Here is a 25,147-nt window from a genome sequence, read left to right as displayed (position 1 = left end):
CATGGTGAAGAAAGATTTATCCGTCGAATTTCTTGGCGTACATTTTGAAAATCCATTCTGTCTGTCCTCTTCTCCTGTGGGCAACTGCTATGACATGTGCAAAAAAGCCTATGATACCGGCTGGGGCGGCGTGGTATTCAAGACGATTGGCCCGGATGACTTTTTGATTGATGAGGTCTCCCCGCGCTTTGACGCCCTGACCAAGGAGGGCACTCCGTTCGTTGGCTTCAAGAACATGGAGCAAATCGCGGAGCACTCCCTGGCCCAGAACCTGGAGGACCTGCGGCGGCTGAAGAAGGACTATCCTGATAAAGTTTTGATTGCCTCCATCATGGGGCCCACGGAGAAGGACTGGGAGGAGCTGGCCCGCCTGGTAACGGAGGCTGGTGCGGACATGATTGAGATGAACCTCTCCTGTCCTCAGATGACCTCCCATGCCATGGGCTCTGATGTTGGTACCAATGCCGAACTATGCAAGAGCTTCTGCGCTGCGGTGAAACGGGGCTCCAAGCTGCCCATGATGGCCAAGATGACTCCCAATATCACGGACATGGTTCCTGTGGCCAAGGCCTGTTTGGAGGGCGGTGCGGACGGCATTGCCGCCATCAACACCATCAAGTCCATCTGCAATGTGGACCTGAACCGGAAGATCGGCATGCCCATCATCAACGGCAAGTCTTCGGTCTCCGGCTACTCCGGCAAGGCGGTAAAGCCTGTGGCCCTGCGCTTCATCCAGCAGCTGCGGGACGGCATTCCGGGTGTTGCGATCTCCGGCATCGGCGGTATCGAGACCTGGGAGGACGCTGCGGAGTTTATCCTCCTGGGTTCTACCACCCTGCAGGTCACAACCTCCATCATGCAGTATGGCTACCGGATTGTGGAGGACATGAAAAACGGCCTCATGCACTACATGGAGGAACAGGGTGTGGACAGCCTCGGCGAGCTGGTTGGCATTGCCAATCAGAATATCATTCCCGCGGAGAATCTGGACCGGGACTATGTGGTGTATCCGGACTTTGACACCGACAAGTGCATTGGTTGCGGACGCTGCTACATCTCCTGCTATGATGGCGCCCACCAGGCGATCTCCTGGGATGAGGAGAACCGCAAGCCCTCTTGCGATCACGAAAAGTGTGTGGGCTGTCACTTGTGCGTTCTGGTATGTCCTGTGCATGCCATTGATAAGGGAGAGGTAGTTATGAAGCCCGGCCGCAGCGGATCTCCGGAGGAAAAGGCGGTCTGAGCGGATATCCCTGCTTATACTTAGATGAATAGCAGAAGAAGAGACACGCTACAGGCGTGTCTCTTCTTCTGCAGCGGGTGGAATCAGGGCGAAGTCCCCTGCGTCTTTGGGGGCAGTTTGAAATCCTGTGCCACAAAGTGCAGTCTCAGCCGCAAGCATCTATCAAAGCCAGGGATAGATGCTGCCATTTTGCTGTGCCTGTCAAGAGGTGCGGACGGGCCAACAGTGTAGCGGAGATTGCGGCGGCTTGCGTATCATTTGCTGCAAAAAGATGGTCAAGGTAATTCCCTTACTGTCTCCTGGCGCTGGAGGGACCAACTCCCAGCTCCGCCCGGTATTTGGCAATGGTCCGGCGGGCGATCTGCATCCCATCCACGGAGAGGAGATCGCATAGCTGCTGATCACTCAAAGGATGCTGCGGGTCCTCGTCTCGCAAAAGGAGCAGAAGTTTTTGCTTCACTGCCTGCCGGGAGAGGCCGCCGATAGCGCGGCTGAAAAAATAGCGCAGGGGATAGGTGCCCTGCCGGCACTGCAAATATTTTCCCCGCATGGCCCGGGAGACGGTGGAAGGATGTACACCCAGCCTGGAGGATAAGGCGGCCAGCCCCATGGGGGCCAGCTCCTGAGTTTGACCCAAGAAAAAGGGGCGCTGCGCATCTAAAATGGCATCGGCACACCGCTGCAAAGTAGCACCGCGCCGGCTCAGACTGTGCAGCAGCCACTTGGCCTGCTGCATTTTCTGCTGCAAGTAGTTCCGGGTTTCTCGCTCGTCAGACTCTTTCAAAAGCTGCGCATAGTAGCTGTTGATGGAGATACGCGGCAGATAGTACTCATTTAAAACCGCCCGCAGCTCGCCATCCAACTCCAGGACAAAGATATCCGGACGTACAAATACCGGAGGCTCCGCGGCCTGAAAGACTCGGCCTGGATGGGGGTCCAGACTGGCGATTTGCTCCTTGGCTGTCAGAACCTCCTTCATGGAAAGGCCCAGTTCCTGGCAGATACGGTTGTAGCGTTTGTCTCCCAGCTCTGGAAGAAAACGGCTCACGATGTCCAGCGCGGCAGGAGAGACATTCTCCTGTCGGGCCAGCTGCAGTGCCAGACATTCTGATAAGCTCCGGGCACACACGCCGGCTGGCTCCAGTCCCTGCATGATGTCCAGCGCCTGGCGAATCAAAGCCTGCGGAATCTTCAGCTCCTGCAGTCCATCCAAATCGGCTGGAAGCAGATAGCCATCCTCATCCACCAGCTCCGCCATGTATTGGCACAGGGCCAGCAGGGGAGCGGGCAGCCGCAGGCGTTCCAGCTGATCCCGCAAAAAGGCGGCAAGACTCTCCGCTTCACGATCCAACTGCCCCCGCTCCCATGTGGGGTGTTCCTCATGAGCGAAAGTGGGGGCGGCGGCGCCGTCAATCCAGCTGGCTTTTTGCCGCAGCTCCTCATATGCGGCGTGGAGGTCAGCGGCATCCTCCTGCTCTAAGAGAGGATTTTCCTCTGTTGCTTGGGACAGATATTCTGCCAGTTCCTGCGTGTTCATTTGCAGAAGTTCCATGGATTGCAGCAGCTGCGGGGTTAGCTTCAGCATCTGCCGCAGCTCGGCGTTCAGGGAGATAAGACTCATGCGATCACCGCCTTTATTGAGAGAATCCTGTGATCCTGGGTATTGTCAAGGCACGAATCATGACACCTTCTTGCCAATATAGAAGACGTACCCGTAAGACTGATGATACTTCGCGTACAGGTCCGTTTCGTACTGGTCTTCTTTCACATAATCACTTACAATCGGATTTCCTGCGTATTTTTTCAGAAGATTTTTTTCCGCCTCGGCCCTGGGAAGGAAGTAATTTTCAGTCCAGCACACATCGGGGAGCGTGAACGCGGCAACCAAGCGGTAGCCAATTTTTTGCATGATAGATATATGGTTCCCTATGGCGTCCAGACTGCTGCCGGCATCCTCCCAAAACTTTTTTACCGCCGGGGGATATTCATCAGTCAGCCATGCGGGGCACGTCAGAGCGACATAACCGCCTTTTTTTAGAAAACGGCTCCAATAGGTTAAGCCCTTTTCAAAGCCAATTCCATCAATCATGCCTTCCGACCAGATCAGATCCAACTCATCCTTTTCAAAAGGGAGGTCTTCCGCTGAACCGACCATACCTGTTACCCGGTTTTCGAGGTGAAGCTCTTTGACCTGATCCTGAAATACATCGATAAAATCAGGAATCAGATCCACGCCCGTGATGAAACCGGCGGTATTTTGCGCGAGCAGCATGGTCTGCCCGCCAGTGCCACAGCCTAGATCGGCGATCCGGGAATGCTCGTCTAAATGGCTGATAAAGCTCAGGGCGCGAAGGGTCATCTCAGGACTGCCGGGTCCCTGCCGTTTTAACCCTTGGTGTGTTTCGATGAGCAGATCAAATTTTGTCATAGAGTGATTTCCCATATTTCTCTCCTTATATCTATAAAGTATATAGAATCGGTGGGGTGCACCTTGCAGCTATTGTTTCACATTAGCCTTTCAATCATCCTCTTGACAATTGACGGAGAAGAGGGCCGAAGGTCAAGCACCGGCTGTTCCATAAAGCGCCTCTTATGAAGTGCGGCACGAAAACGGGGCCGCCGGGCGGCAGACATTCAGCGCAGCGGTTATGGCGGAGATGAATGCACGCCGACTTTTGAAAAAAGTCGGAGCAAACGTCTGATCGTTTGCTCCGACATGGTGCCGGTGGTGGGACTCGAACCCACACGGTATCGCTACCAACGGATTTTGAGTCCGTCACGTCTACCAATTCCATCACACCGGCGGGTGGACACTGGTTTATTATACAAGAAGCCTTTGGAAAATTCAAGAGGGAGTTTGCACTTTACAGAATAAAAATGAACAGACCGTAAAAAACGGGAAATTTCCAAAGAAAAGCTACACAAACTGAGGAAGACATGATATGATAATAAATGTTGTTTTATGCGTGTTCTATGGGCGTTTCCCAAGGAATGGAGGAGGAGTTTGTGCATAAAATCCTGCGGAATCTAACGCTGGTGGGGATGATTTTTCTAGCATCCATGCTCTCTGGCTGTACGATACCAAAGCTGACGCTGAACTCCGAAGACCTCTACAGCCTTCCAACTTTGCCGGCGAAGTATACAGAGTTGAACACACAGCTCAATGAAATCCTGGAGAGCGGCGCGGAGTATGCCGCGCCCACCTCGGGGGCAAACATCCAGTCTGTACAGCTTGTGGATTTGGACGGTGATGGCCGGGAGGAGGCGGTGGCCTTTTTTCGGAACGCCGCTGAGGAAAAACCTTTGAAAATTTATATCTTCACCGCCACGGAGGATAGCTATCAAAAAACAGAATTGATTGAGGGCAGCGGTACCGGCATCTACAGCATTGCCTATACGGACCTGGATGGCGATGGGAGGATGGAGCTTCTGGTGGGGTGGAAGGCCACCACAGAGCTGCAGGTTTTGGAGGTATATGCACTTCGTCCAGGCGGGGCAGCCCTGCTGGTACGGAGTGACTATGTCAAGTATACAGCGATGGACCTGGACCAGGATCAGCGGCAGGAGCTGGTAGTGCTCCATGCTGACGAGGGAGGCGACGGCGTCGCTGATTACTACAGTTGGCAGGAGGACGGCAGTCTGGCAAGCCAGTCCTCTGCCCGGCTGTCGGTGACGATGGCGGAGCTGAACCAGCAGGGAAGAGTGACGCAGGGAAAGCTGCAGGAGGAGGTCCCGGCGCTTTTTGTCACAGGCGTAACGGATGCGTCCCGAGCGGTGACAGATATCCTCTCTGTGCGCAACGGGGAACTGACGAACGTTGTGCTCTCCGACCTCACCGGCGTCTCCGGCGAGATCGCCCCGTTCTGTTCCCTCTATCCGTCAGACATCAATAACGACGGACTGACAGAGGTGCCAAGCCCCATACAAGTTTCCTCCATGATGGAGACAGGAGCGGCTTATCAGCGGGTGGACTGGTATGCATATAACGCCGGGGGACAATCCAGCCTGGCGCTGCATACCTATCACGATGTAGAGGACCGCTGGTATCTGCGGCTGCCTGAGGAGTGGCTGAATCATATCTGGGTGGGCCGCGCCACCATGACGGATGAAGCTGCCGTAACATTTTATATCCTGGACGGCGAGGCCATGGAGCCATTTTTGCGGATTACCGCCATCACAGGCTCCAGCCGTGAAAACCGCGCGGTGCGGGGCGGACGGTTCCTGCTCAGCCGACAGTCGGAGGTCATCTATACGGCAGAGCTTTTAGATGCCAACGATACCTGGCAATACGGCGTAACTGCGGATGAGGTGCGGGAGGCGTTCAGCCTGATTACCTCCGAGTGGAGCGCTGGTGATTACTGATGGACATACAGGGATGTGTGTGAGAGAGGATTGATACCATGAGAAAAGTTTTGGTCTTGGAGGATGAGTCCAGCATCCGGAGCTTTATTGTGATCAACCTGCGGCGCGCCGGATACGATGTGATTGAGGCGGGGAGCGGCGAGGAGGCCTTAGAGTGTCTCAAGGAAAACCCGGACACCAAGGTGGCGCTGCTGGATATCATGCTACCCGGGATTGACGGATTTGAGGTTTGCCGGCGCATTCGGGCGACGAATACAAAGATCGGCATTATTATGCTCACCGCCCGTTCTCAGGAGATGGATAAGGTGACGGGGCTGATGACCGGTGCCGATGACTATGTGACAAAGCCTTTTTCCCCAGCGGAATTGACCGCCCGGGTGGACGCGCTGTTCCGGCGGGCAGGGGGGGAAGACCCGGTCAACACCGGGGAAATCCGGCAGGACCCTTTCCTGCTGAATACCAGAAACCGGACTTTGGAGAAAAACGGCCAGCGGATCAAGCTGACCCAGGTGGAGTACTCCATCATGCGGGTTTTCATGGAGAACCCTGGCAAGGCGCTGTCCCGGGAGGAGATTCTGGATCGGGTCTGGGGCCGGGACTATTTTGGAGAGCTGAAGATTGTGGATGTGAACATCCGGCGTCTGCGGCTGAAGATTGAGGACAACGTACAAAACCCGGTTTATATCACCACCGTGTGGGGGTACGGGTATAAGTGGGGATTCTGAGAGCGGCGTATTGCCCGGGGCTCCGCACGGCGGGGCGTGCCGGTGGGCGCATACAGGCGTTTTGCAGAGCGAAACTTCGGCGGCCGGGAAGCAAAAGCCAGTTTTTGCCCCATTCATATGGAGATACGGGCATCCACGGGGAGCTTAAACGGAGAGGAAGGCCGCGGTGATGGCATGAAACGGGACGCTTGGGAACAGGAGTTTCGGGCGGTTTGGCGGCGCGAGGAGCGGTTCCTGCGACAATACGAATGTCCGCCGAAGAGCCCTTTGGATCAGAAGGTGTCGGAGCTTGCTCCGGAAAAGCTGATTGAGACGCTGCGAGCTGCCTTTGAAAAGGCAGTGGCTGTTGTGTTTGACAAGGGAAGCGGCGTTGTCATCAGGGAGAACCGAAGGGCGGAACAGCAGCGGACTTATCAGATCAACGCATATGCGGCCCACTTGCAGGAGACCCGCAGAAGCCTCCGGGCTTTCTCCAAGGCGGCGGACCGGGCCGGGCGGGGCAGTGTCCTGCTGGGAGGCGCCGCTGGCATTGGGATGGGACTGCTTGGGATGACGCTGCCGGACGTGCCTTTGGTGACAGTCCTGCTGCTCAAATGCGTGTATGAGACGGCGGAGAGCTTCGGCTTTTCCTGTAAAGAGGAGACAGAGCGCATCTATGCGCTGCGCTTGATTGAAACAGCCCTTTCCGAAGGAGCGGTGCTGCGGGAAAATAACCAGGTGCTGGAACACTTTGCCCAGACGGGTATTTGGCATGACCCCATTACAGTGAACCTTCAGATCAAGGCCACGGCCCGCCGGCTGGCGGAGAGCATGCTGTATGGAAAGGCCCTGCAGAACATCCCGCTGGCAGGCGCTGTGGGTGGCGCAGGTGATTTTCTTTGCCTGCGGCGTGTGCGGCGGTACGCGTCCATCAAATACCAAAAACGATTTCTGCTGCGCCGCCGGATGGAGCAGGACTGAGAGAGGAGGAGACACCGTGGCCCGGAAAAAGATAGGAAGATGGAGAGTTTTGCGGCTGCGGGGCCTACAGCGGCGCTGGCTGTTTAACACCGTGATGCCGGTTTTTTTGCTGCTGATCCTGCTGGTGGTGGCGTTCTCGGTGGGTATCTGCAGCTATTATTACGGCTCCATGCAGAAGGGACTGGAATCCCGTGCCCAGGCCATGGCGAACTCCTTTAACGACTATTTCATGGACAGCGGCTACAACACCTATTACCAGATGGCAGTCCGATCTGCGGAGTCCTTTGAGGACAAAGACCGCATTGAGATGCAATTTATCAACAGCAGCGGGCGGATTCAGGTTTCCACCTCCGGCCTGACGGCTGGAACTTCCCCGGGCACACCGGACATTGGCCAGGCTCAGGCGGGGAGCGAGATGACGCCCTATCCCTATCAGGGAATCGACCCCGAGACAGGGGAGCAGATTATGGCAGTGTCCTACCCGCTGGCCTCCAATGGCCGGGTGGTGGGGGTTCTGCGTCTGGTCACGTCACTGCGGGTGGTGAACAGCCAAGTGTTGATGATGATCTTGCTGGTGGTTCTGGTCTCCGGGCTGTGCATGTCCCTGATTATCATGTCCAACCTGATTTTCATCAACAGTGTGGTGGAGCCGGTGGCGGTTGTGACGGAGTCGGCCAAGCGGATTTCTGATGGCAGCTATGGCTTCCAGATTGAAAAGCAGTACCCGGATGAGCTGGGTGAGCTGGTGAAGAACATCAACCTGATGTCTTTGAAGATCAGCCAGAACGAGAAGATGCAGACGGAGTTTATTTCCTCGGTCTCCCATGAGCTGCGCACCCCGCTGACTGCAATCAACGGCTGGGGCGAGACGATTCTGGAGGACCCCACCGGCGACCCGGAGCAGCTGCGGCGGGGCATCCGGATTATTCTGAACGAGTCCCGGCGCCTGTCCACCATGGTGGAGGAACTGCTGGAGTTCTCCAAAATGCAGGACGGCCGCTTTACACTCCAGATTGAGCAGGTAGATCTGCAAGCGGAGCTTGAGGACGCCATCTTTACCTACCGGGAGCTCTTCCGGCAGGAGGGTATTGAGCTGGAATATGAGACGCCGGAGGACCTTCTGCCGCCCATCCCCGGCGATCCGGAGCGGCTCAAACAGGTATTCTGCAATGTGCTGGACAATGCTGCCAAACACGGCGGTGCCGGCAAGCGCATTGTCGCTTCCATTGCCAGAGAGGGCGAGGAGCAGGTGATTCGGGTACGGGACTTTGGCCCTGGCATTCCGGAGGCAGAGCTGCCCTTCGTCAAGCAGAAATTCTATAAGGGTACTTCCAAAGCCCGGGGCAGCGGCATCGGACTTGCCGTGTGCGATGAGATCGTGGGGCTTCATGGAGGCCAGTTTGAAATCGGCAACGCGGAGGGCGGCGGCGCGATGGTGACGATTCGCCTTCCCATGCAAAAATAGAAATCGAACAAATGTTTGCAATTTTGGTGAGACTGTGGTAGAATCACAAAAGAAAGGGATATCCATGGCAGAAGAGAAAAATTCCTGCGGCTTCCGCACCAGCATTGGCGGACAGGCGCTGATTGAGGGCATTCTGATGCGGGGGCCGGAGAAGCAGGCCATTGTGGTCCGGGATCAGGACGGAAACCTGGTGGAAAAGGTGGAGGCCCTGAAAATGATCAAGGACCGCTACCCCATTCTAGGCATGCCTCTGATCCGGGGGACAGTCAACTTTCTGGCGGCGATGGTTAGCGGCGTGCGGGCACTGATGTACTCGGCGGATTTTTATCCAGAGGAGGAGGCGTCCGAGCCCTCCCGATTTGAGCAATGGTTGGAGCGGCATCTCACCAGCAAAAAGCTGGAGAGTGCCATTGTTATGCTGGCAGTTGCGATGGGAGTGGGGCTGAGCGTGTTCCTCTTCATGGTGCTGCCAACCTTCCTCACAGGGGGACTGCTGCATCTCTTTCCGGATTTCCCGATGTGGGGGCGGAACCTGATGGAGGGAATTCTCAAGGTGCTGATCTTCCTGGGCTATTTGATTGTGTGTTCTAGACAAAAGGATATCTACCGCGTGTTCCAATACCATGGTGCGGAGCATAAGACCATCTTCTGCTACGAGGCGGGTCTGCCACTGACGGTGGAGAATGTCCGAATCCAGCCGCGCCACCATCCGCGATGTGGGACCAGCTTCCTGTTTGTAGTGATTTTTGTGTCCATACTGCTCTCCAGCGTGGTATTCGGCATCTGGCCCATCACCAATGTCTGGCTGCGGACGCTTATTCATCTGCTCCTGTTGCCCTTGGTGGTGGGGGTCACTTATGAGTTTAACCGCTGGGTGGGGCGGCATGTACAGGATAACGGCCTTGCTAAAATCCTGACTGCACCCGGACTTTGGCTCCAAAATTTCACCACAAACGAGCCGGACGACAGTATGATGGAGTGTGCGATCCGCTCTTTGGAGCTGGTGCTGCCTGAGGAAAAAGGCAAGGATGCCTGGTAATCAGAACCTGATCTCTTGACAAGATCCTGCAAAATTCCTCAAATTTGACTACGGAGTGACATATGGCGACCACATATAACAATTTGTATTTGGATATTCGGCAGCGCCTTCGGGCCGCAGGCATCGAATCCGCCACGCTGGAGGCCCGGGAACTGGTATGCTTCGGAACCGGCAAGAGCCGGGAGGAACTGGCACGCTCCGGCGGGCTGTATGCCTCCCCGGAGCTGGAACAGCGGGTGCAGAAGCTGGTGGACCGTCACTTGGCCGGAGAGCCGGTGGCCTATCTCATCGGAGAATGGGAGTTTTACGGACTGCCGCTGGACATTTCCCCGGACGTGCTGATTCCACGGCCAGACACAGAGGTGTTGGTGGAAGAAGCTGTGAAGTACCTCCAGGAACAGGAGGAGTGCCGGGTTTTGGACTTGTGTTCTGGCAGTGGCTGTATAGGGTTAGCCCTTGCCAGCCAGGTTTCCCGGGTCAGGGTGGTGTTGGGGGAGTATTCTGACGCGGCGTTGAAAATCTGCCGTCAGAATATTCGCCGCAACGGCCTGAGTGCCCGGGTAGTGTCTGTGCAGGCAGATGCCAGGGAGCGTCCAGGCCGCACCCTGGGGGAATTTCAGTGTATTATCTCCAACCCGCCCTACATTCCCAGAGGGGATATTGCCGGGCTGGATGCATCCGTCCGGGACTATGAGCCGCATCTGGCGCTGGACGGAGGAGAAGATGGTCTGGATTTCTACCGCAGCATCTCCGAGCAATGGAGAGAGTGCCTTGTGCCTGGCGGACGGCTCTATTTTGAGGTTGGAATCGGACAGGCGGACGCGGTGCTGCGCATCATGCGCACCCAGGGCTTTGGCGATATTCAGGTGGTGAAGGACCACCAGGATATCCCCAGAGTGGTGTTCGGCACACTCTGCACGGAGGTCTGAGGAAAAGAAAGCGCAGATGGTGCAGATGAACATGGGCCGGATGGCGGTCAAAGTTCTGGGACTGGATAAATCGGACGCTATCATGGCAGCGGTTCAGCGGAGATGTCTCTTGAGGCCATGATTTTTGGCGTATTTGCGACTGTTTTTATGGAGGCCGGCGGAATGAGACGTAACGAGTGCCTATTTTGAGCGGGCAAAGCAGCTTTCAAATTTGACGTTTCATAATGGTGAGGGACTCTTTTCGGGGGATCGGTTAGGGAGAGGTATCCCTTTTCAGCAAGCTGCTCTTTGCCTCGATATGCGCTCTGGGGCCAATATGTTTTGAAAAACTTGGGATTTAAGCTGCCGCAGGGAGAAAAGAGCGCCCAGATCGAAGAGAAACCTGCTTTATATCGGAAGATTTGCCGCTGGTATGGGGGTGATCTGAGGACAGAAAATGCCTTTGCCGGGCCTTGGGTCAGGTCTGCCCCATCATATAGGCATCTCCGCTGTGAAAAGAGTATATGCTGTGGAGCAATCGCTGACATAATCAGATTTAGGAGGAAAAGACTATGGCAAAGGACAAGGGACCGCTGCCCAGCGCGGCACCGGCGGACGATAAGAAGCGGGCTATCGACACCGCGATGGCCCAGATTGAGAAGATGTATGGCAAGGGTTCTATTATGCGATTTGGGGACCGGTCCGAGCTGAATGTGGACTATATCCCAACGGGCTCCCTGGCACTGGATGTGGCGCTTGGAATTGGGGGCCTTCCCAAGGGCAGGATCATTGAAATCTACGGGCCGGAATCCTCCGGCAAGACCACGCTGGCCCTGCACGTGGTGGCGGAGGCCCAGAAGCGGGGGGGTGAGGTGGCCTTTGTGGACGCGGAGCACGCATTGGACCCCACCTATGCCCGAGCTCTGGGGGTGCGGGTGGAGGACATGCTGATCTCCCAGCCGGACACCGGTGAGCAGGCCTTAGAGATCACCGAGGCTCTGGTACGTTCCGGTGCCATCGACGTGATCGTGGTGGACTCCGTAGCGGCGCTGGTGCCCCGGGCGGAGATTGAGGGCGAGATGGGCGACAGCTATGTGGGGCTGCAGGCCCGGCTGATGAGCCAGGCGCTCCGTAAGCTCACTGGCGCCATCGGCAAGACCAACACCATTGTCATTTTCATCAACCAGCTCCGGGAGAAGGTAGGCGTCATGTACGGAAACCCTGAAGTCACCACCGGCGGCCGAGCACTGAAATTTTATTCTTCCGTTCGTATTGATGTGCGTCGGGTGGAGGCGCTGAAAAACGGCAGCGAGGTGGTGGGCAGCCGCACCCGGGCCAAGGTTGTCAAGAATAAAGTCGCGCCCCCCTTCCGAGAGGCGGAGTTTGACATCATGTATGGCCAGGGCATCGCCCGGGAGGGAGAGCTGATCGATCTGGGCGTGAAGCTGGACCTGGTACAGAAGGCCGGCTCCTGGTTCTCCATGGGAGAGACCCGGATTGGCCAAGGCCGGGACGCCGCCAAAAAATACCTGCTGGATAACCCGGAGATCGCCGCCCAGCTGGAGGAGGATATCCGGAAAAACTTTGATAAGCTGATGAGCAGCCAGTCCCGCATTGCGGCCAAGGCTGCGGGACGTGCTGTCGATGTGAGCGCCGACGATTTTGACGATGCGGATTGAGCGCATTGAGGCGTCCCGGCATAAACGGGGCAGAGTGTTGGTCTTTTTGGAGGACGGCGCCTGCCTGAAGATCACGGAGCAGGAGCTGCTGGACTTCGGCCTGCGGGCTGGGGATCTTTTGGACCAGGCGGCACTACGGCGGCTGAAGGAGGCTGCCGGCGCTTCCAATACCAAGGCCGCCGCAGCGGACCTCGTTGGGCGGCGGGCTATGAGCCGACGGGATTTGGAGCGCAAGCTCCGGGAAAAGGGAGCCAGTGAGGCGGAGGCCCACTATGCCGCTGAGTGGATGGAGGCTATCGGCGCCATCAACGATGCGGACTATGCCGCGGCCCTGGTTCGCCACTGCGGGGAGAAGGGATATGGTCCCGCACGGGTTCGGGAGAAGCTCCATGAAAAGGGTGTGCCCCGGGAGCTGTGGGAGGAGGCCCTGGAGGCTCTGCCGGACCCGGCCGGGCAGATCGACCGCTTCCTGCTGTCCAAGCTCCGAGGCAGGACCCCGGATGAGAAGGAGAAAAAGCGCCTTTGTGACGCGTTGGCCCGCCGGGGCTTTGCCTGGCCGGATATCCGGGCAGCCTGGAGCCGCTTGGGAGCGGAGATCACGGAAAACTGAGAAAAGCGGTCCATCAAGAGGAGGCTCCCATGGGCAAAGAAAAACGGGTGCTGCGTGTTCTTGCTTTGTCCCTGACCGGGATTTTTCTGCTTCTTTTGCTCTGGGGCCTGAGTCCCGGCCCGGAGTGGTTGGCCCGGTTTGCGGCGGAGCGTTATGCACGGCGATACGCTTGCGATTATAGCTGTCATGCCCTTGTAATAGAAGGCGAGATCAGCCGCCGGGTGGCTGGGACGTTTCAGGTACGGTATCCATCCTGGATTGTGCTGTTATCCCGGGAGGACGACCCAGACCGTCAGGGCATCGTCCTTCGGCTGGAACTCAAGGACGGAATTTTTCCCACCGCAGTGACGGAAGCCAGCTGGTGGACACCGGAAGAATCCATGGAGCGGCCGGAGATTCCTCTGCCGGTTTCCCCATAAAAAAACAAGAAAACGGAGCGATCCTATGTCATATAATGTTGCATTTATTTCCCTGGGCTGTGCCAAAAACCAGGTGAACTGCGAGCAGATGATGGCCTCTGTCCAGGCTGCCGGACATACCATCCAGACTGACCCGGAGGGGGCGGATGTGGCGGTGGTGAATACCTGCGGCTTCCTGGCCTCCGCCTGTGAAGAGGCCATCGACAATATTCTGGAAATGGCGGAGCTGAAAAAGGCCGGAAAGCTCAAAAAGCTTCTCGTCACCGGCTGCATGGCCCAGCGCTATCAGGCTGATGTGCTGGGAGAGCTTCCGGAGGTGGACGGCATTCTGGGCACCGGCAGCTATGGTGAAATTGTGGCAGCCATTGACGAGGTCATGACCGGCGGATTCCGGCCCTGCCGCCTGGGAAATATTCACACAGCAGAGCAGGGAGGAGCCCGTATTCTCTCCACACCGCCCTGGTACGCCTACTTACGGATTGCAGAGGGCTGCGATAACCACTGCGCCTATTGCGTAATTCCGTCACTGCGGGGCAAGTACCGGAGCCGTCCGCTGGAGGAGCTTCTGGACGAGGCGGCGGAGCTGGCCTCTGCCGGAGTCCAGGAGCTGCTGGTGATCGCTCAGGATATTACGCGCTACGGCACGGACCTGAATGGAGAGCATCAGCTGGCGAAGCTGCTGCGGCAACTCTGTAAGCTGGACTTCCATTGGATCCGTCTCCATTACCTCTATCCGGATGAGATCACCGAGGAGTTGATCGACGTGATTGCAGCGGAGCCAAAGATCGTCAAATATCTGGACATCCCCATCCAGCACTGCAACGACGGGATTTTGAAAGCCATGAACCGCCGGGACACCAAGGCGGAGCTGCTGGCGCTCTTTGAAAAGCTCCGTGCCCGGATTCCCGGCCTGGTGCTGCGGACCAGCCTCATCACCGGGCTTCCTGGCGAGGGAGCGGCGGAGTTCGAGGAGCTGTGCCAGTTCCTGCGGGAGGTCCGCATTGAACGAGCTGGAGTATTTCCCTTCTCTCCGGAGGAGGGGACCCGGGCGGCACAGATGGAGCACGTGGACATGGATGAAGCCAAGCGCCGCTCAGAGCTGGCGGTGGACGTACAGTCCGACATCATCGACGCGTATAATGAGTCTGTCCTTGGTTTGGAGCGGGAGGTGCTGTGCGAGGGCTTTGACGCCCAGGCCCAGATGTATGCGGGCCGCAGTTATGCCGAATCCCCAGATATTGACGGACACATCTACTTTACAGCCGATGAGGCGGTGGAACCGGGGACTTTTGTTATTGTCCGTCTAACTGGCGTGATGGACGGCGAGCTGACCGGCGAGGCGGTGGAATGAGTTCGCCGCTGGAGGAAATTCCCGGCGTGGGTCCTCGGATTGCGGCTGTGATGGAGGCGCTGGGCATCCAGGCGGTTTCCGACCTCGCGGGGGCGGACCCGGAGGAATTGTACCGGCGGGAATGCCTGATGAAGGGCTTTCAGGAGGACCGCTGCGCCCTCTATGTGTGGCGGGCGGCGGTCTATTATGCCGAGCACCCACGGCCGGAAGCGGAAAAACTGAAGTGGTGGTACTGGAAGAACCGGCCCTACCCACCGGAAGAAGGAGAAAAGCGATGAATCTGCCAAACAAACTGACGCTGCTGCGCATTATTCTGATCCCTGTGTTTATGGCTGTTTTATACTGGGGGTTCCCCAATGCCGGGTACGTGGCCCTGGCGATTTTCATTGTCGCCAGTCTCACGGACCTGCTGGACGGCAAGATCGCCCGAAAGTACAACCTGGTGACGGACTTTGGCAAGTTTGCGGACCCACTGGCGGACAAAATGCTGGTGACGGCCGCCATGCTGTGGTTTGTGGAGATTGGGCAAATGCCGGCCTGGGCGCTGCTGATTGTGATCTGCCGGGAATTCGCCGTGAGCGGTCTGCGGATGATCGCCAGCGACAAGGGGCGGGTGATCGCTGCGGGCTGGTCCGGAAAAGTCAAGACCGCCTCCACTATGGTGTGTGTGGTGCTGATGTTCCTGCCGATTCCGCCAGTGGTGAACACTATTTGCGTGTGGGTAATCACTTTGACCACGCTTTATTCCGGCGTGGAGTATTTTGTGAAGAACCAGGATGTGATTGCCTCCGCCTGAGGCAGGATGCACAGCGCCCTGCCGGATATGGGGAAGCCCCATTTCCTTTTTATATTTGGACTGACGGGTAATGACTGCAAGAATTTTACGATGGTTGACGAAAGGCGGTTAATGATAGCCTGAATCACTCCAAAAGGTAACAGGGGAAATCTCCCGCTTGACAGACGGCGGGGAGCGTGATATAGTACCATCGTAAAAATAGCAAAGACGGAGAAGAGGCCGTGCGTGGGCGCGCAGAGAGGGGCACAGAATGCTGTGAGTGCCCTGCGTCAGATGGCGGCCGGTACCACTCCCGAGCTGCCCGGGAGATGACCGGGACGGGACCTCCCGTTACAGAGGACACGAGCGGCGCCTTACCGGCGCAAGCAGGGTGGAACCGTGGAATACAGCTTGTATCCCACCCCTGATCCAAGTCAGGGGTGGGATTTTTTCACCCCTTATCATGAAGGAGGAGAACAGAGATGTCCGAAGAAAACAAGAGCGAATTTACCTTTGAAAGCCCCGAATACCGCAAGACCTATTGGCACACCTGCTCCCACGTGCTGGCACAGGCCGTCAAGCGCCTGTGGCCGGAGGTGAAGCTGGCCATCGGCCCCTCTATCGATGAGGGCTTTTATTACGATATGGATGCGCCCTTTGCCTTTACGCCGGAACACCTGGCCGAGATCGAGGCGGAGATGCGGAAAATCTGCAAGGAAAAGCTGAAGCTGGAGCGGTTTGAGTTGCCCCGGGAAGAGGCTTTGAAGTTCATGGAGGAAAAGGGTGAGCCCTATAAGGTGGAGCTGATCAACGACCTGCCCGCCGACGCCCATATCAGTTTCTATCAACAGGGCGAGTTCACCGACCTGTGCGCCGGCCCCCATCTGGATTCCACCGGCCGGATCAAGGGCAATGCCATCAAGCTCACTGCCTGTAACGCCGCTTACTGGCGGGGCGACTCCAACCGTGAGACCCTCCAGCGGATTTACGGCATCGCCTTCCCCAAGAAGGAGGAGCTGGACGCATATCTGGAGCGGATTGAGGAGGCCAAGCGACGGGACCACCGGAAGCTGGGCAAGGAGCTGGGGCTCTTTATGATGACGGAAGAGGGACCGGGTTTCCCCTTCTTCCTGCCAAAGGGCATGGTGCTGAAGAACACACTGCTGGACTATTGGCGTCAATGCCACAAGCGCTACGGCTATGTGGAGATCGCAACCCCCATTATCCTCAATCAGGAGCTGTGGCACCGCAGCGGTCACTGGGACCACTATAAGGACAACATGTATACCACCGTTATTGACGGCGAGGATTACGCCGTTAAGCCCATGAACTGCCCCGGCGGCATGCTGGTATACAAGAACGAGCCTCACTCCTATCGGGATCTGCCCCTGCGGATGGCGGAGCTGGGTCTAGTCCACCGCCACGAGATGTCCGGGGCACTCCATGGTCTGTTCCGGGTCCGGTGCTTCACACAGGATGACGCACATATCTTCATGACGCCGGAGCAGATGAAGGATGAGATCAAGAACGTGGTGAAGCTCTTTGACGAGATTTACTCCACCTTTGGCCTGACCTACCAGATTGAGCTCTCCACCATGCCGGAGGACCACATGGGCGATGAGAAGGACTGGAAGTTTGCGGAGGACACCCTCCAGGCCGCCATCACTGAGATGGGGAAGGCGTTCGTCATCAACGCCGGCGATGGAGCCTTCTATGGCCCCAAGCTGGACTTCCATCTGGCGGACTCCCTGGGACGGACGTGGCAGTGCGGCACCATTCAGCTGGACTTCCAGATGCCGGAGCGCTTTGAGCTGGAATATACCGGCGAGGACGGGCAGAAGCACCGCCCCGTCATGATTCACCGGGCGCTCTTAGGCTCCATTGAGCGATTTATCGGCGTCATTACGGAGCATTTCGCGGGAGCTTTCCCTGCGTGGCTCTCCCCGGTGCAGGTCAAGGTACTGCCCATTACAGACCGGGCCGCCGGCTATGCCAAGGAACTGCAGGAGGCGCTGGATGCCCGGGGCTTCCGGGTAGAGGTGGACGGCCGCAATGAGAAGGTCGGCAAGAAGATCCGCGAGGCCACCATGGAGAAAGTCCCCTATATGCTGGTGGTGGGAGACCGGGACATGGAGAATGGCACTGTCTCTGTCCGGCACCGCTCCGGAGAGGACCTGGGCGCCATGTCCCTGGAGGACTTCATCAAGCTGCTGGATCACGAGGTTCAGACCAGAGCGATCCAATAAACAAGAGGCCGCCGGAGGATATTCCGGCGGCCTTTTTCTTGCGTGCGTACAGCCCTGAAGAGAGCAGACTATTATGGGGGAAACCGCAGGCGAGGAGATTAAAATGACAGACCGAAGATAGCATCCTGCATAAAAAATGGCTGAAACCGGAAAAAAGTCTTGAAAAATGAAGGCGCCTGCGGTATGATGTGCAAGTAGCCTAGACTACGTGAAAAAACGAGGAAAGAGGATTTGAGATGAAGAAGTTTTTATCTTTGCTGATGGCTGTTCTCATGATGGCCTCTGTCCTGGCTGGCTGCGGCGGTGACACCACCACCGATGAGACCGAGCAGGATGCAAACACACAGGATACCACCACCGAGCAGACGGGAACCAACGTCTCTCCCCTGACTGGCTCCGGCACAGAACTGAAGTTCCGCACCGGCGGCGAGCAGGGAACCTACTATGGCTTCGGCACTGTGCTGGCGCAGGCCGTCACTTCCAGCGGCTGCAATACCAAGGTGACAGCTGTATCTAGCAACGGCTCCCAGGACAATATCGAGCAGATGGACTATAATACGGCCCAGCTGGGCTTCGTCCAGTCCGACGTGATGGACTATGCCTATAACGGCACCAACTTGTTTGAGGGCTATCCCGTCACCGGCTTCTCCACTGTGGCAGCGCTTTATATGGAGCAGGTCCAGATCGTCACCTGTGACCCGGAGATCAAGACTGTGGCGGATTTGGCGGGCAAGACTGTCTCCATCGGCGCCTCCGGCTCCGGCGTGTTCTACAACGCCATCGACATTCTGAGCGCCTATGGCCTGGACTATGAGACCGATATCAAGGCCCAGTATCAGGATTTCGGCAACAGTGCTGACTCCCTGCAGGATGGCAAGATCGACGCCGCCTTCGTGGTGGCCGGCGCCCCCACCACGGCTATCGCCTCCCTGGCAACCGCGAAGGACACCTATCTGGTGAGCCTGGACGACGAGCACATCGCCAAGCTTCAGGAGACCTCCCCCTACTATGAGAAGTATGTGATCCCTGAGGGCACCTATGACGGCGTGCCCGAGGCCACCACCGTGGCTGTCAGCGCCGTGGTCATCGCCCGGGACGACGTGAGCGAGGAGGATGTGTACAACTTCGTCTACACCATCTTCGAAAACGCCGATTCCATCGCCGCCTCTCATGACAAGGGCAAGGAGCTGGATCTGGAGTTTGCCGCCGGTGTCACCAACGTGCCTTATCATCCCGGCGCCGCCAAGTACTTCGCTGAGAAGGGCTTTGAGGTGCCCACCAAGTAAAGCATCCGTTAAAATCGCGTAAAAACAACGGAAAAAAGGACGGGAGACTGCGGCAGAACGTTTCTGCCGCAGTCCCTGTCGGTTTTACGAGGCAGATGAGACCGTGCGGACAGCACGCGGCGTCATGTGCTTCGTGAGAGAACACTAAAGGAGGAGAGAGTATGAGCTTTTGGAAAAAAGACACAAAAGCTGAAGTGACGGAAGACATCAGTGTCGGCAGCGCAGCCGACGTGGAAGCCGTCATGAAAAAATACGACCGGGAATCCAACACCCGGTTGTGGGAGGGAACTCCGAAACTGGTGATCCGCGTTCTGATGGCGATGTTCTCCCTGTACTGCATCATCGACACGGTATTCCTCAGCACCAAGCAGGAGGTCCGGTTGCCCGTCTTCGTGGGGCTGATCCTGCTGTTTGGCTTTTTGCTGTTCCCCGCCAAGAAGGGGGACAACCGGGTGAACTACCTGCCCTGGTACGACGTGGTGCTGCTGATCGCCGGCCCCGGGGCCTACTTCTTCTACGCAGTCAACGCTGACGAGGTCATTCGGATGTCTGCCCGTGTCATGCAGAATGACCTCTACATGATCGTGGGATTGATCGGCGTGCTGGCGCTGATTGAGCTGTGCCGGCGATGCGTGGGATTGCCGATTCTGTGCGTTGCCGGCGTGCTGCTGGTCTACACGTTCTTCAATCTGATGGGAGGCGCACCCCTCGGCATAGAGCAGATTCGGTTGGCCTTCTATCAGGTCATCCGGACGATGTTCTATACCTTTAATGGTATTTTTGGCGGCCCCATTAACGTGTGCGCCAAGTTCATCGTGGTGTTCATCATCTTCGGCGCGTTTTTGGAGCGCACCGGTATTGCACAGTTCTTCATCAACCTGGCCAACGCGCTGGCCGGCGCCGCCCCCGGCGGCCCCGCTAAGGTGGCGGTCATCTCCTCCGCCCTGTGTGGAATGGTGTCCGGCTCCTCTGTGGGCAACACGGTCACTACCGGCTCTGTCACTATCCCCATGATGAAAAAGACCGGCTACAAGGGCGAGTTTGCCGGCGCGGTGGAGGCGGCAGCCTCTACTGGCGGACAAATCATGCCTCCTATCATGGGCGCCGCTGCCTTCCTGATGGCGGAGTTCACCGGCGAGCCCTATGGCACGATTGCCATGCGTGCTATTCTACCGGCAGTGCTGTATTTTGCCGGCATCTATATCGCCGTACACCTGGAGGCCAAGAAACTGGGCTTAAAGGGCATTCCAAAGGATCAGCTGCCCCGGATGAGCCACCTGCTGCCCAGAATCTATCTGCTGCTGCCCCTGGTCATCCTGGTGGTCATGGTTTCCACCAACATGTATACCATGGCCTTCTCTGCGGCGATTGCGATTGTGGCGGCTATTGGTGTGGGCCTCTTGGACAATGTAATTACGATTGCCACAAAGAACCCGGATCGCAGCAATTTCCTCACGCCTGTCAAAATTGTAGACGCACTGGAGAGCGGTGCGAAAGGCTCTATCACAGTGGCTGTGGCCTGTGGTGTGGCCGGCATTATTTCCGGCTGCATTACCGTGACGGGCCTTGCCTCCAAGCTGCTCAGCGCAATTGTGAACCTCTCTGGAGGCCATATGATGATTGCGCTGGTGCTGACAATGCTCTGCTGCATTGTGCTGGGCATGGGCGTGCCCACCACCGCCAACTACTGCATCATGGCGGCCACCTGCGCCCCGATTCTGATGGACCCCTCCATCGGTGTCACCAAAATGGCGGCGCACTTCTTCGTGTTCTATTTTGGCATTGTGGCGGACATCACGCCCCCGGTGGCCCTGGCGGCCTATGCCGGCAGCGCAATTGCCAAGGCTGATCCCATGCGGACGGGTATCAACGCAACAAAGCTTGCGATTGCGGCGTTCATTGTACCCTATATCTTTGCCATGAATCCTCAGATGCTGTTTGTCAATGTGAGCAGCCCCTTCCAAGTGGTGCAGATCTGCATCAGTGCCCTGTTGGGAATTTTCGGCGTGGCTGCGGCTCTGAATGGCTTCCTGTACCGCCCCCTCAATCCGCTGATGCGGATTGTGCTGGTGGCAGGCGGCTTAGGCATGCTGATTCCTGGCACGCTGACCGATGTGACGGGGCTGGTGCTGGTAGCGGCGGTGCTGATGTATCAGCGGGCCACTGCCAAGCGCATGGCTGCTTGACAGCAGCCCGAAAAAACCGCTTTCCCAACATGGAAAGCGGTTTTTTTAATGGACTTTTGCTGGCCCGATGCAGCCCTGTAAAGAGGAAGGACCGCTTGAAACTGTAACCGTTTTGTTGTTGTATTCTCTGATGGACTGTACTAGCATAAATAGTACACTCGGCGAACCAGGCATTTCTTGGATTACAGGCGAAGGATGCGCCGTCCGAAGATGTCATTGCAATATCAACCGATGAAGGAGAAGTGATCATGTCTGAAGTCATGGAAAGAGAGGAACAGCTTACCCCTGAGCTGGAACCGCAGACGGAACCGGAAAAGTCCTCCCTGAAACAGAAATGGAAGAATATGCCTCGAAAAAAGCGGCGGCGTTTGATCCGCTGGATAATCATTCTGGCGATTCTGGCAGCGGCAGGCTTGATGCTGTACAAAATCTTTGGCGGCTCTGGGGGCAAGACGGAGACCGAGATCATGACCGCGGAGGTGCAGTACGGCTCGATTACTGCCACAGTGGAGGGCAGCGGTATGACCCGCGCAAAGAACAGCGAGGCCATTACCATCACCACTGCCGGTACCATGTCTGAGGTATTTGTGACAGAGGGACAGCAGGTAACGGCAGGGGACCCTCTGTTTACGGTAGACTCTCCTGCGGCGCGTACAGCTGTGGATAAAGCGCGCGCGGATGTCGCGGGCTATGAAAAGCAGCTTTCCGCCCTGCAAAAGGATATCGCGGGGCTGAACCTGACGGCGCCGCACGCCGGTAAGATTATGCTGGGAGAGGATGCACCGAAATTGAATCCCGGTGAGGAGATTTCCAAGGGGACCGTTGTGGCGCAGCTCAATGACGACACGAAAATGCGCCTGGAGCAGTATTATAGCTATGCCTATGCCGGTGATCTGTATGTAGGGCAGAAGGTGGAGGTCTCCGTCCCCACTCTGATGACCACAATCTCCGGCACTGTGGAGGCGGTACATATGGTCAGCCGGATTACCCCGGAGGGCTCCAAACTGTTTTCTGCGGAGATTCTGGTGGATAACGAGGGGGCTCTGACAGCGGAGATGGTGGCCTCTGCCACGGTCACGGTGGATGGAGAGACCGTCTATCCTTACGAGCCTGGAAAGCTGGAGTATTACCGGACCACAGATTTGAAGTCCACGGTCAACGGCACGATTCTGGTCAACAACCTGGTGGACTATCTGCAGGTTTCTGCGGGACAGGTTCTGGTGCAGATCGACGGTGAGAGCAGCGAAAATGAGATGTTCAACATTCAGCAGAGCCTGGAAACTGCGCAGGAAGAGCTGGAAAAGGCAGAGAAGAACCTGGCCAACTGTAGCGCCGTGGCACCGATTGACGGCACAGTGATTGGACTGACACTTCAGCCCGGTGATGAGATCAATACTCAAAACCCCATCGTGACCATTTCTGACACTTCTACCCTGACCGTCAGCGCCACGGTGGATGAGCGGAATATCAGCTATGTCAAGGCGGGTATGATGGTGGATTTGAACCAGTGGGATACCTTGGCAACTGGGACGGTGGAGAGCGTCAGCCTCTCCAGCACCGTCAACAACGGCGTGGCGACCTACCCCATGACGATCACTGCCGATAACTATGAGGGAACGCTGCAGGTCAACAGCAGCATCAACTACACCCTGATCGCCAGCCAGAATGATAACTGCCTGGTACTGCCTCTGCAGGCGGTGCGCACGGTCACTATGGAAGATGGTTCTATGGCTACTGTGGTCTATGTGCAGGGCGACAGGCCGGACAACGCCATTGAGGTGCCCTTCGTGGAAGAGGAGATTCCCGAGGGCTACTGGGCGGTTCCGGTCGAGATCGGCATCCAGGACAACTATAACGTGGAGATCAAGTCCGGCGTGGAAGAGGGCACCGTGGTCTTCACACAGATGCAGTCCGCCAGCACCTGGGGTTGACGCTATGGCAAAGCTGATTGAGCTGCGGAACGTCTATAAAATATACAGTGAGGGCCTGGAAAGTGAGGTTCGGGCGCTGGATGGCGTTTCGCTGGAAATTGAGCGGGGGGAGTTTGTGGCGATTGTGGGGCAATCCGGCTCTGGCAAGTCCACGATGATGAATGTGCTGGGCTGTCTGGATATTCCCACTCGCGGAGATTATTTTCTAAACGGCACCGACGTCCGGGAGCTGACGGACAAGGAGCTCTCCCGCATCCGCAACAAGGAGATCGGATTTATTTTCCAGCAGTATAATCTGATTCAGGACCTGACTGTGCTGGAAAATGTGGAGCTGCCTTTGGTCTACCAAGGGGTCTCTGCGGATGACCGCCGGGAGATGGCCCTGGCCGCTCTGGAGAGGGTGGGGCTTGCCGAACGGGTGAAGCACCGGCCCACCCAGATGTCCGGCGGCCAGCAGCAGCGGGTGGCGATTGCGCGGGCCATTGCCGCGAATCCCTCCATTGTCATGGCGGATGAACCCACAGGCGCGCTGGACTCCCGGACGGGCCTGGAGGTGCTCGCCTTCCTCCAGAAGCTGAACCGGGAGGGGACCACCGTAATTTTGATTACCCACGATAATGGCATTGCCGCCACTGCCCGGCGCTGCGTGAGGCTGACGGACGGCAGGATCGTGGAGGACCAGGTCCAGGAGGTGGATTGGCTGTGAACATCATGCAGGCATTCAAAATGGCATGGAAATCCATCTGGGGGAAAAAAGGCCGGTCAACTCTGACGATTCTTGGTATTTTTATCGGCATCGCAGCGGTGATGACCATCGTCTCCGTGCTGGAGGGCATGAAAGAGTTTACCCGCCAGCAATACGCGGCCATGGGCAGCAACCGCATCAGCGTCTATATCTGGTCCTATTCCTATGACGAAGAGGGCAACAGCTTGGCGCCGGACTATTTCCCGAATCTTTATAACTACTGTAACGGGATGCGGCAGTATATCGACGGCGTGACTCCACAGGGCAATGTCAACGCCACCGTATCCTATGGGACCAAGTCCACCGCCAATATGGAGTACAGCTGGGATGAAAATGGGAATATCACCGGTGAGATGCCGCCGAGTCTGTACTACGTCAGCGACCAGTACAGCGCATGCAGTAACCTGACCCTGGCCAAAGGGCGGGACCTTGCATATTTGGATATGAAGAATTATAACCAGGTGTGCGTGATAGGCGCCCAGGCGGCAAAGACCTTTTTTGGCTCTGCAGACCCTGTGGGAAAGGAATTGCAGGTTAATGGAAACCCCTTCCTGGTAGTAGGGGTTTACGGCAGTCGCCTCAGCGAGGAGTCGGCCGCCACCAGCACCATTGACAACTTTATCGCCTTCCCCTACACTGCCCGGCGGCTTTTAGGAGGAGAGGCCCCCAGCCAGTTCACAGTGAAGGCAAAGGACAATGTGAACTTGAATGAGATTATCCCTCAGCTGGGAGGATTCCTCAAGGGCCTGGTGGGGAGCAATGGCAGCTATGACGTCTCCTCGGAGAATCAGTGGCAGGACTATCAGAACGAGTACCTGACCCAGTTAAGCCTGATTTTAGGCGGGATTGCGGCGATCTCCTTGCTGGTAGGCGGTATTGGCATTATGAATATTATGCTGGTGACTGTTACAGAGCGAACCCGGGAGATCGGCATCCGACGGGCCATTGGCGCCCAACGAGCCAGCATTGTGGCACAGTTCTTGATTGAGGCGGCCATGCTCTGCGGAATCGGCGGGCTGGTGGGTATCGCCGTGGGCACCCTTGGCAGTGTGGTGCTCAGTACATTTTTGGTGCAGATCACAGTGTTCCCCCCTCTGTGGGTGACGGCGGCGGCATTTGCACTGTCCGTGGCACTTGGGGTTTTGTTCGGCATCTACCCTGCGGCCAAGGCGTCTAAGCTCCAGCCTGTGGAGGCATTGAGAGCCGAGTAATGCGGC

Annotated in this window: 21 protein-coding genes and 1 tRNA gene; 19 read left to right on the top strand and 3 right to left on the bottom strand. The window is 57.0% G+C overall.

The annotated features are described in order from the left end of the window. Position 1 precedes the first annotated feature (1 nt). Entirely contained in the window at positions 2-1,243 is a 1,242-nt protein-coding gene (gene preA / locus KJS55_RS05185) for an NAD-dependent dihydropyrimidine dehydrogenase subunit PreA (protein WP_187028090.1), read from the top strand. Between the two features lie 289 nt (positions 1,244-1,532). Here the strand turns inward: preA and rpoN are convergent, their stop codons facing one another. The 3 genes from rpoN to KJS55_RS05170 form a co-directional block, all read right to left on the bottom strand. Beyond that, positions 1,533-2,864, bottom strand: a complete 1,332-nt coding sequence (rpoN, locus tag KJS55_RS05180) for an RNA polymerase factor sigma-54 (RefSeq protein ID WP_213542844.1) — start codon at positions 2,862-2,864, stop codon at positions 1,533-1,535. A 57-nt stretch (positions 2,865-2,921) separates the two neighbouring features. Beyond that, positions 2,922-3,671 carry a class I SAM-dependent methyltransferase gene (locus tag KJS55_RS05175; RefSeq protein ID WP_228300461.1) on the bottom strand — a complete coding sequence of 250 codons (750 nt, stop codon included), beginning with the start codon at positions 3,669-3,671 and terminating at the stop codon, positions 2,922-2,924. Between the two features lie 289 nt (positions 3,672-3,960). Beyond that, positions 3,961-4,047 (bottom strand) — tRNA-Leu (locus KJS55_RS05170). A 202-nt stretch (positions 4,048-4,249) separates the two neighbouring features. On the opposite strand from KJS55_RS05170, the gene KJS55_RS05165 reads away from it, so the two are divergent. The 18 genes from KJS55_RS05165 to KJS55_RS05085 all read left to right on the top strand — a co-directional run bounded on the left by KJS55_RS05165 (position 4,250) and on the right by KJS55_RS05085 (position 25,141). Next, positions 4,250-5,605 carry an FG-GAP repeat domain-containing protein gene (locus KJS55_RS05165; RefSeq protein WP_228300460.1) on the top strand — a complete coding sequence of 452 codons (1,356 nt, stop codon included), beginning with the start codon at positions 4,250-4,252 and terminating at the stop codon, positions 5,603-5,605. A gap of 38 nt (positions 5,606-5,643) precedes the next feature. Then, positions 5,644-6,330: a response regulator transcription factor gene (locus KJS55_RS05160; RefSeq protein WP_187028093.1), complete on the top strand. Its 687-nt coding sequence runs from the start codon at positions 5,644-5,646 to the stop codon at positions 6,328-6,330. Between the two features lie 174 nt (positions 6,331-6,504). Continuing rightward, the gene (locus KJS55_RS17280; protein ID WP_228300459.1) at positions 6,505-7,290 is read left to right on the top strand and encodes an EcsC family protein; all 786 of its coding nucleotides are present in this window, start codon (positions 6,505-6,507) and stop codon (positions 7,288-7,290) included. 16 nt (positions 7,291-7,306) lie between these two features. Then, on the top strand, positions 7,307-8,755 hold the full coding sequence (locus KJS55_RS05155) for a sensor histidine kinase (RefSeq protein WP_228300458.1): 1,449 nt from the start codon (positions 7,307-7,309) through the stop codon (positions 8,753-8,755). A 64-nt stretch (positions 8,756-8,819) separates the two neighbouring features. Further along, the gene (locus KJS55_RS05150) at positions 8,820-9,794 is read left to right on the top strand and encodes a DUF1385 domain-containing protein (protein ID WP_187028095.1); all 975 of its coding nucleotides are present in this window, start codon (positions 8,820-8,822) and stop codon (positions 9,792-9,794) included. Positions 9,795-9,856: 62 nt separating this feature from the next. Continuing rightward, positions 9,857-10,723 carry a peptide chain release factor N(5)-glutamine methyltransferase gene (gene prmC / locus KJS55_RS05145; RefSeq protein ID WP_213542842.1) on the top strand — a complete coding sequence of 289 codons (867 nt, stop codon included), beginning with the start codon at positions 9,857-9,859 and terminating at the stop codon, positions 10,721-10,723. A gap of 551 nt (positions 10,724-11,274) precedes the next feature. Further along, on the top strand, positions 11,275-12,381 hold the full coding sequence (gene recA, locus KJS55_RS05140; RefSeq protein WP_187028097.1) for a recombinase RecA: 1,107 nt from the start codon (positions 11,275-11,277) through the stop codon (positions 12,379-12,381). After that, positions 12,371-12,991: a regulatory protein RecX gene (locus KJS55_RS05135; RefSeq protein WP_187028327.1), complete on the top strand. Its 621-nt coding sequence runs from the start codon at positions 12,371-12,373 to the stop codon at positions 12,989-12,991. Before recA ends, KJS55_RS05135 begins: the two co-directional genes overlap by 11 nt. 29 nt (positions 12,992-13,020) lie before the next feature. Then, on the top strand, positions 13,021-13,410 hold the full coding sequence (locus tag KJS55_RS05130; protein ID WP_213542841.1) for a hypothetical protein: 390 nt from the start codon (positions 13,021-13,023) through the stop codon (positions 13,408-13,410). 25 nt (positions 13,411-13,435) lie between these two features. Next, positions 13,436-14,761: a 30S ribosomal protein S12 methylthiotransferase RimO gene (gene rimO / locus KJS55_RS05125; protein WP_213542840.1), complete on the top strand. Its 1,326-nt coding sequence runs from the start codon at positions 13,436-13,438 to the stop codon at positions 14,759-14,761. After that, positions 14,758-15,039 (top strand): helix-hairpin-helix domain-containing protein, encoded by a 282-nt coding sequence (locus tag KJS55_RS05120; protein ID WP_187028100.1) that lies wholly within the window; start codon positions 14,758-14,760, stop codon positions 15,037-15,039. The genes rimO and KJS55_RS05120 overlap by 4 nt, the downstream gene beginning before the upstream one ends. Then, positions 15,036-15,557, top strand: coding sequence for a CDP-diacylglycerol--glycerol-3-phosphate 3-phosphatidyltransferase (gene pgsA, locus KJS55_RS05115; RefSeq protein WP_213542839.1), 522 nt, complete (start codon positions 15,036-15,038; stop codon positions 15,555-15,557). The genes KJS55_RS05120 and pgsA overlap by 4 nt, the downstream gene beginning before the upstream one ends. A 461-nt stretch (positions 15,558-16,018) precedes the next feature. Beyond that, entirely contained in the window at positions 16,019-17,782 is a 1,764-nt protein-coding gene (thrS, locus tag KJS55_RS05110) for a threonine--tRNA ligase (RefSeq protein WP_187028102.1), read from the top strand. A gap of 236 nt (positions 17,783-18,018) precedes the next feature. Further along, positions 18,019-19,068: a TAXI family TRAP transporter solute-binding subunit gene (locus tag KJS55_RS05105; RefSeq protein ID WP_213542838.1), complete on the top strand. Its 1,050-nt coding sequence runs from the start codon at positions 18,019-18,021 to the stop codon at positions 19,066-19,068. Between the two features lie 161 nt (positions 19,069-19,229). Then, complete coding sequence (locus KJS55_RS05100; RefSeq protein WP_187028104.1) at positions 19,230-21,254, top strand: TRAP transporter permease; 2,025 nt, start codon at positions 19,230-19,232, stop codon at positions 21,252-21,254. Between the two features lie 248 nt (positions 21,255-21,502). Next, entirely contained in the window at positions 21,503-23,185 is a 1,683-nt protein-coding gene (locus tag KJS55_RS05095) for an efflux RND transporter periplasmic adaptor subunit (protein WP_228300457.1), read from the top strand. 4 nt (positions 23,186-23,189) lie between these two features. Next, the gene (locus KJS55_RS05090) at positions 23,190-23,891 is read left to right on the top strand and encodes an ABC transporter ATP-binding protein (protein ID WP_187028105.1); all 702 of its coding nucleotides are present in this window, start codon (positions 23,190-23,192) and stop codon (positions 23,889-23,891) included. A gap of 5 nt (positions 23,892-23,896) precedes the next feature. After that, a complete protein-coding gene (locus KJS55_RS05085) occupies positions 23,897-25,141 on the top strand; it encodes an ABC transporter permease (RefSeq protein ID WP_207724314.1) in 1,245 nt (414 codons plus the stop codon). Positions 25,142-25,147 lie beyond the last annotated feature (6 nt).

It is taken from the genome of Pusillibacter faecalis, from assembly GCF_018408705.1.
In the GTDB taxonomy this organism is placed as follows: domain Bacteria; phylum Bacillota; class Clostridia; order Oscillospirales; family Oscillospiraceae; genus Oscillibacter; species Oscillibacter faecalis.
Note: the sequence above shows the minus strand (reverse complement) of the source record. Positions and strands in the feature narration are given on the sequence as shown.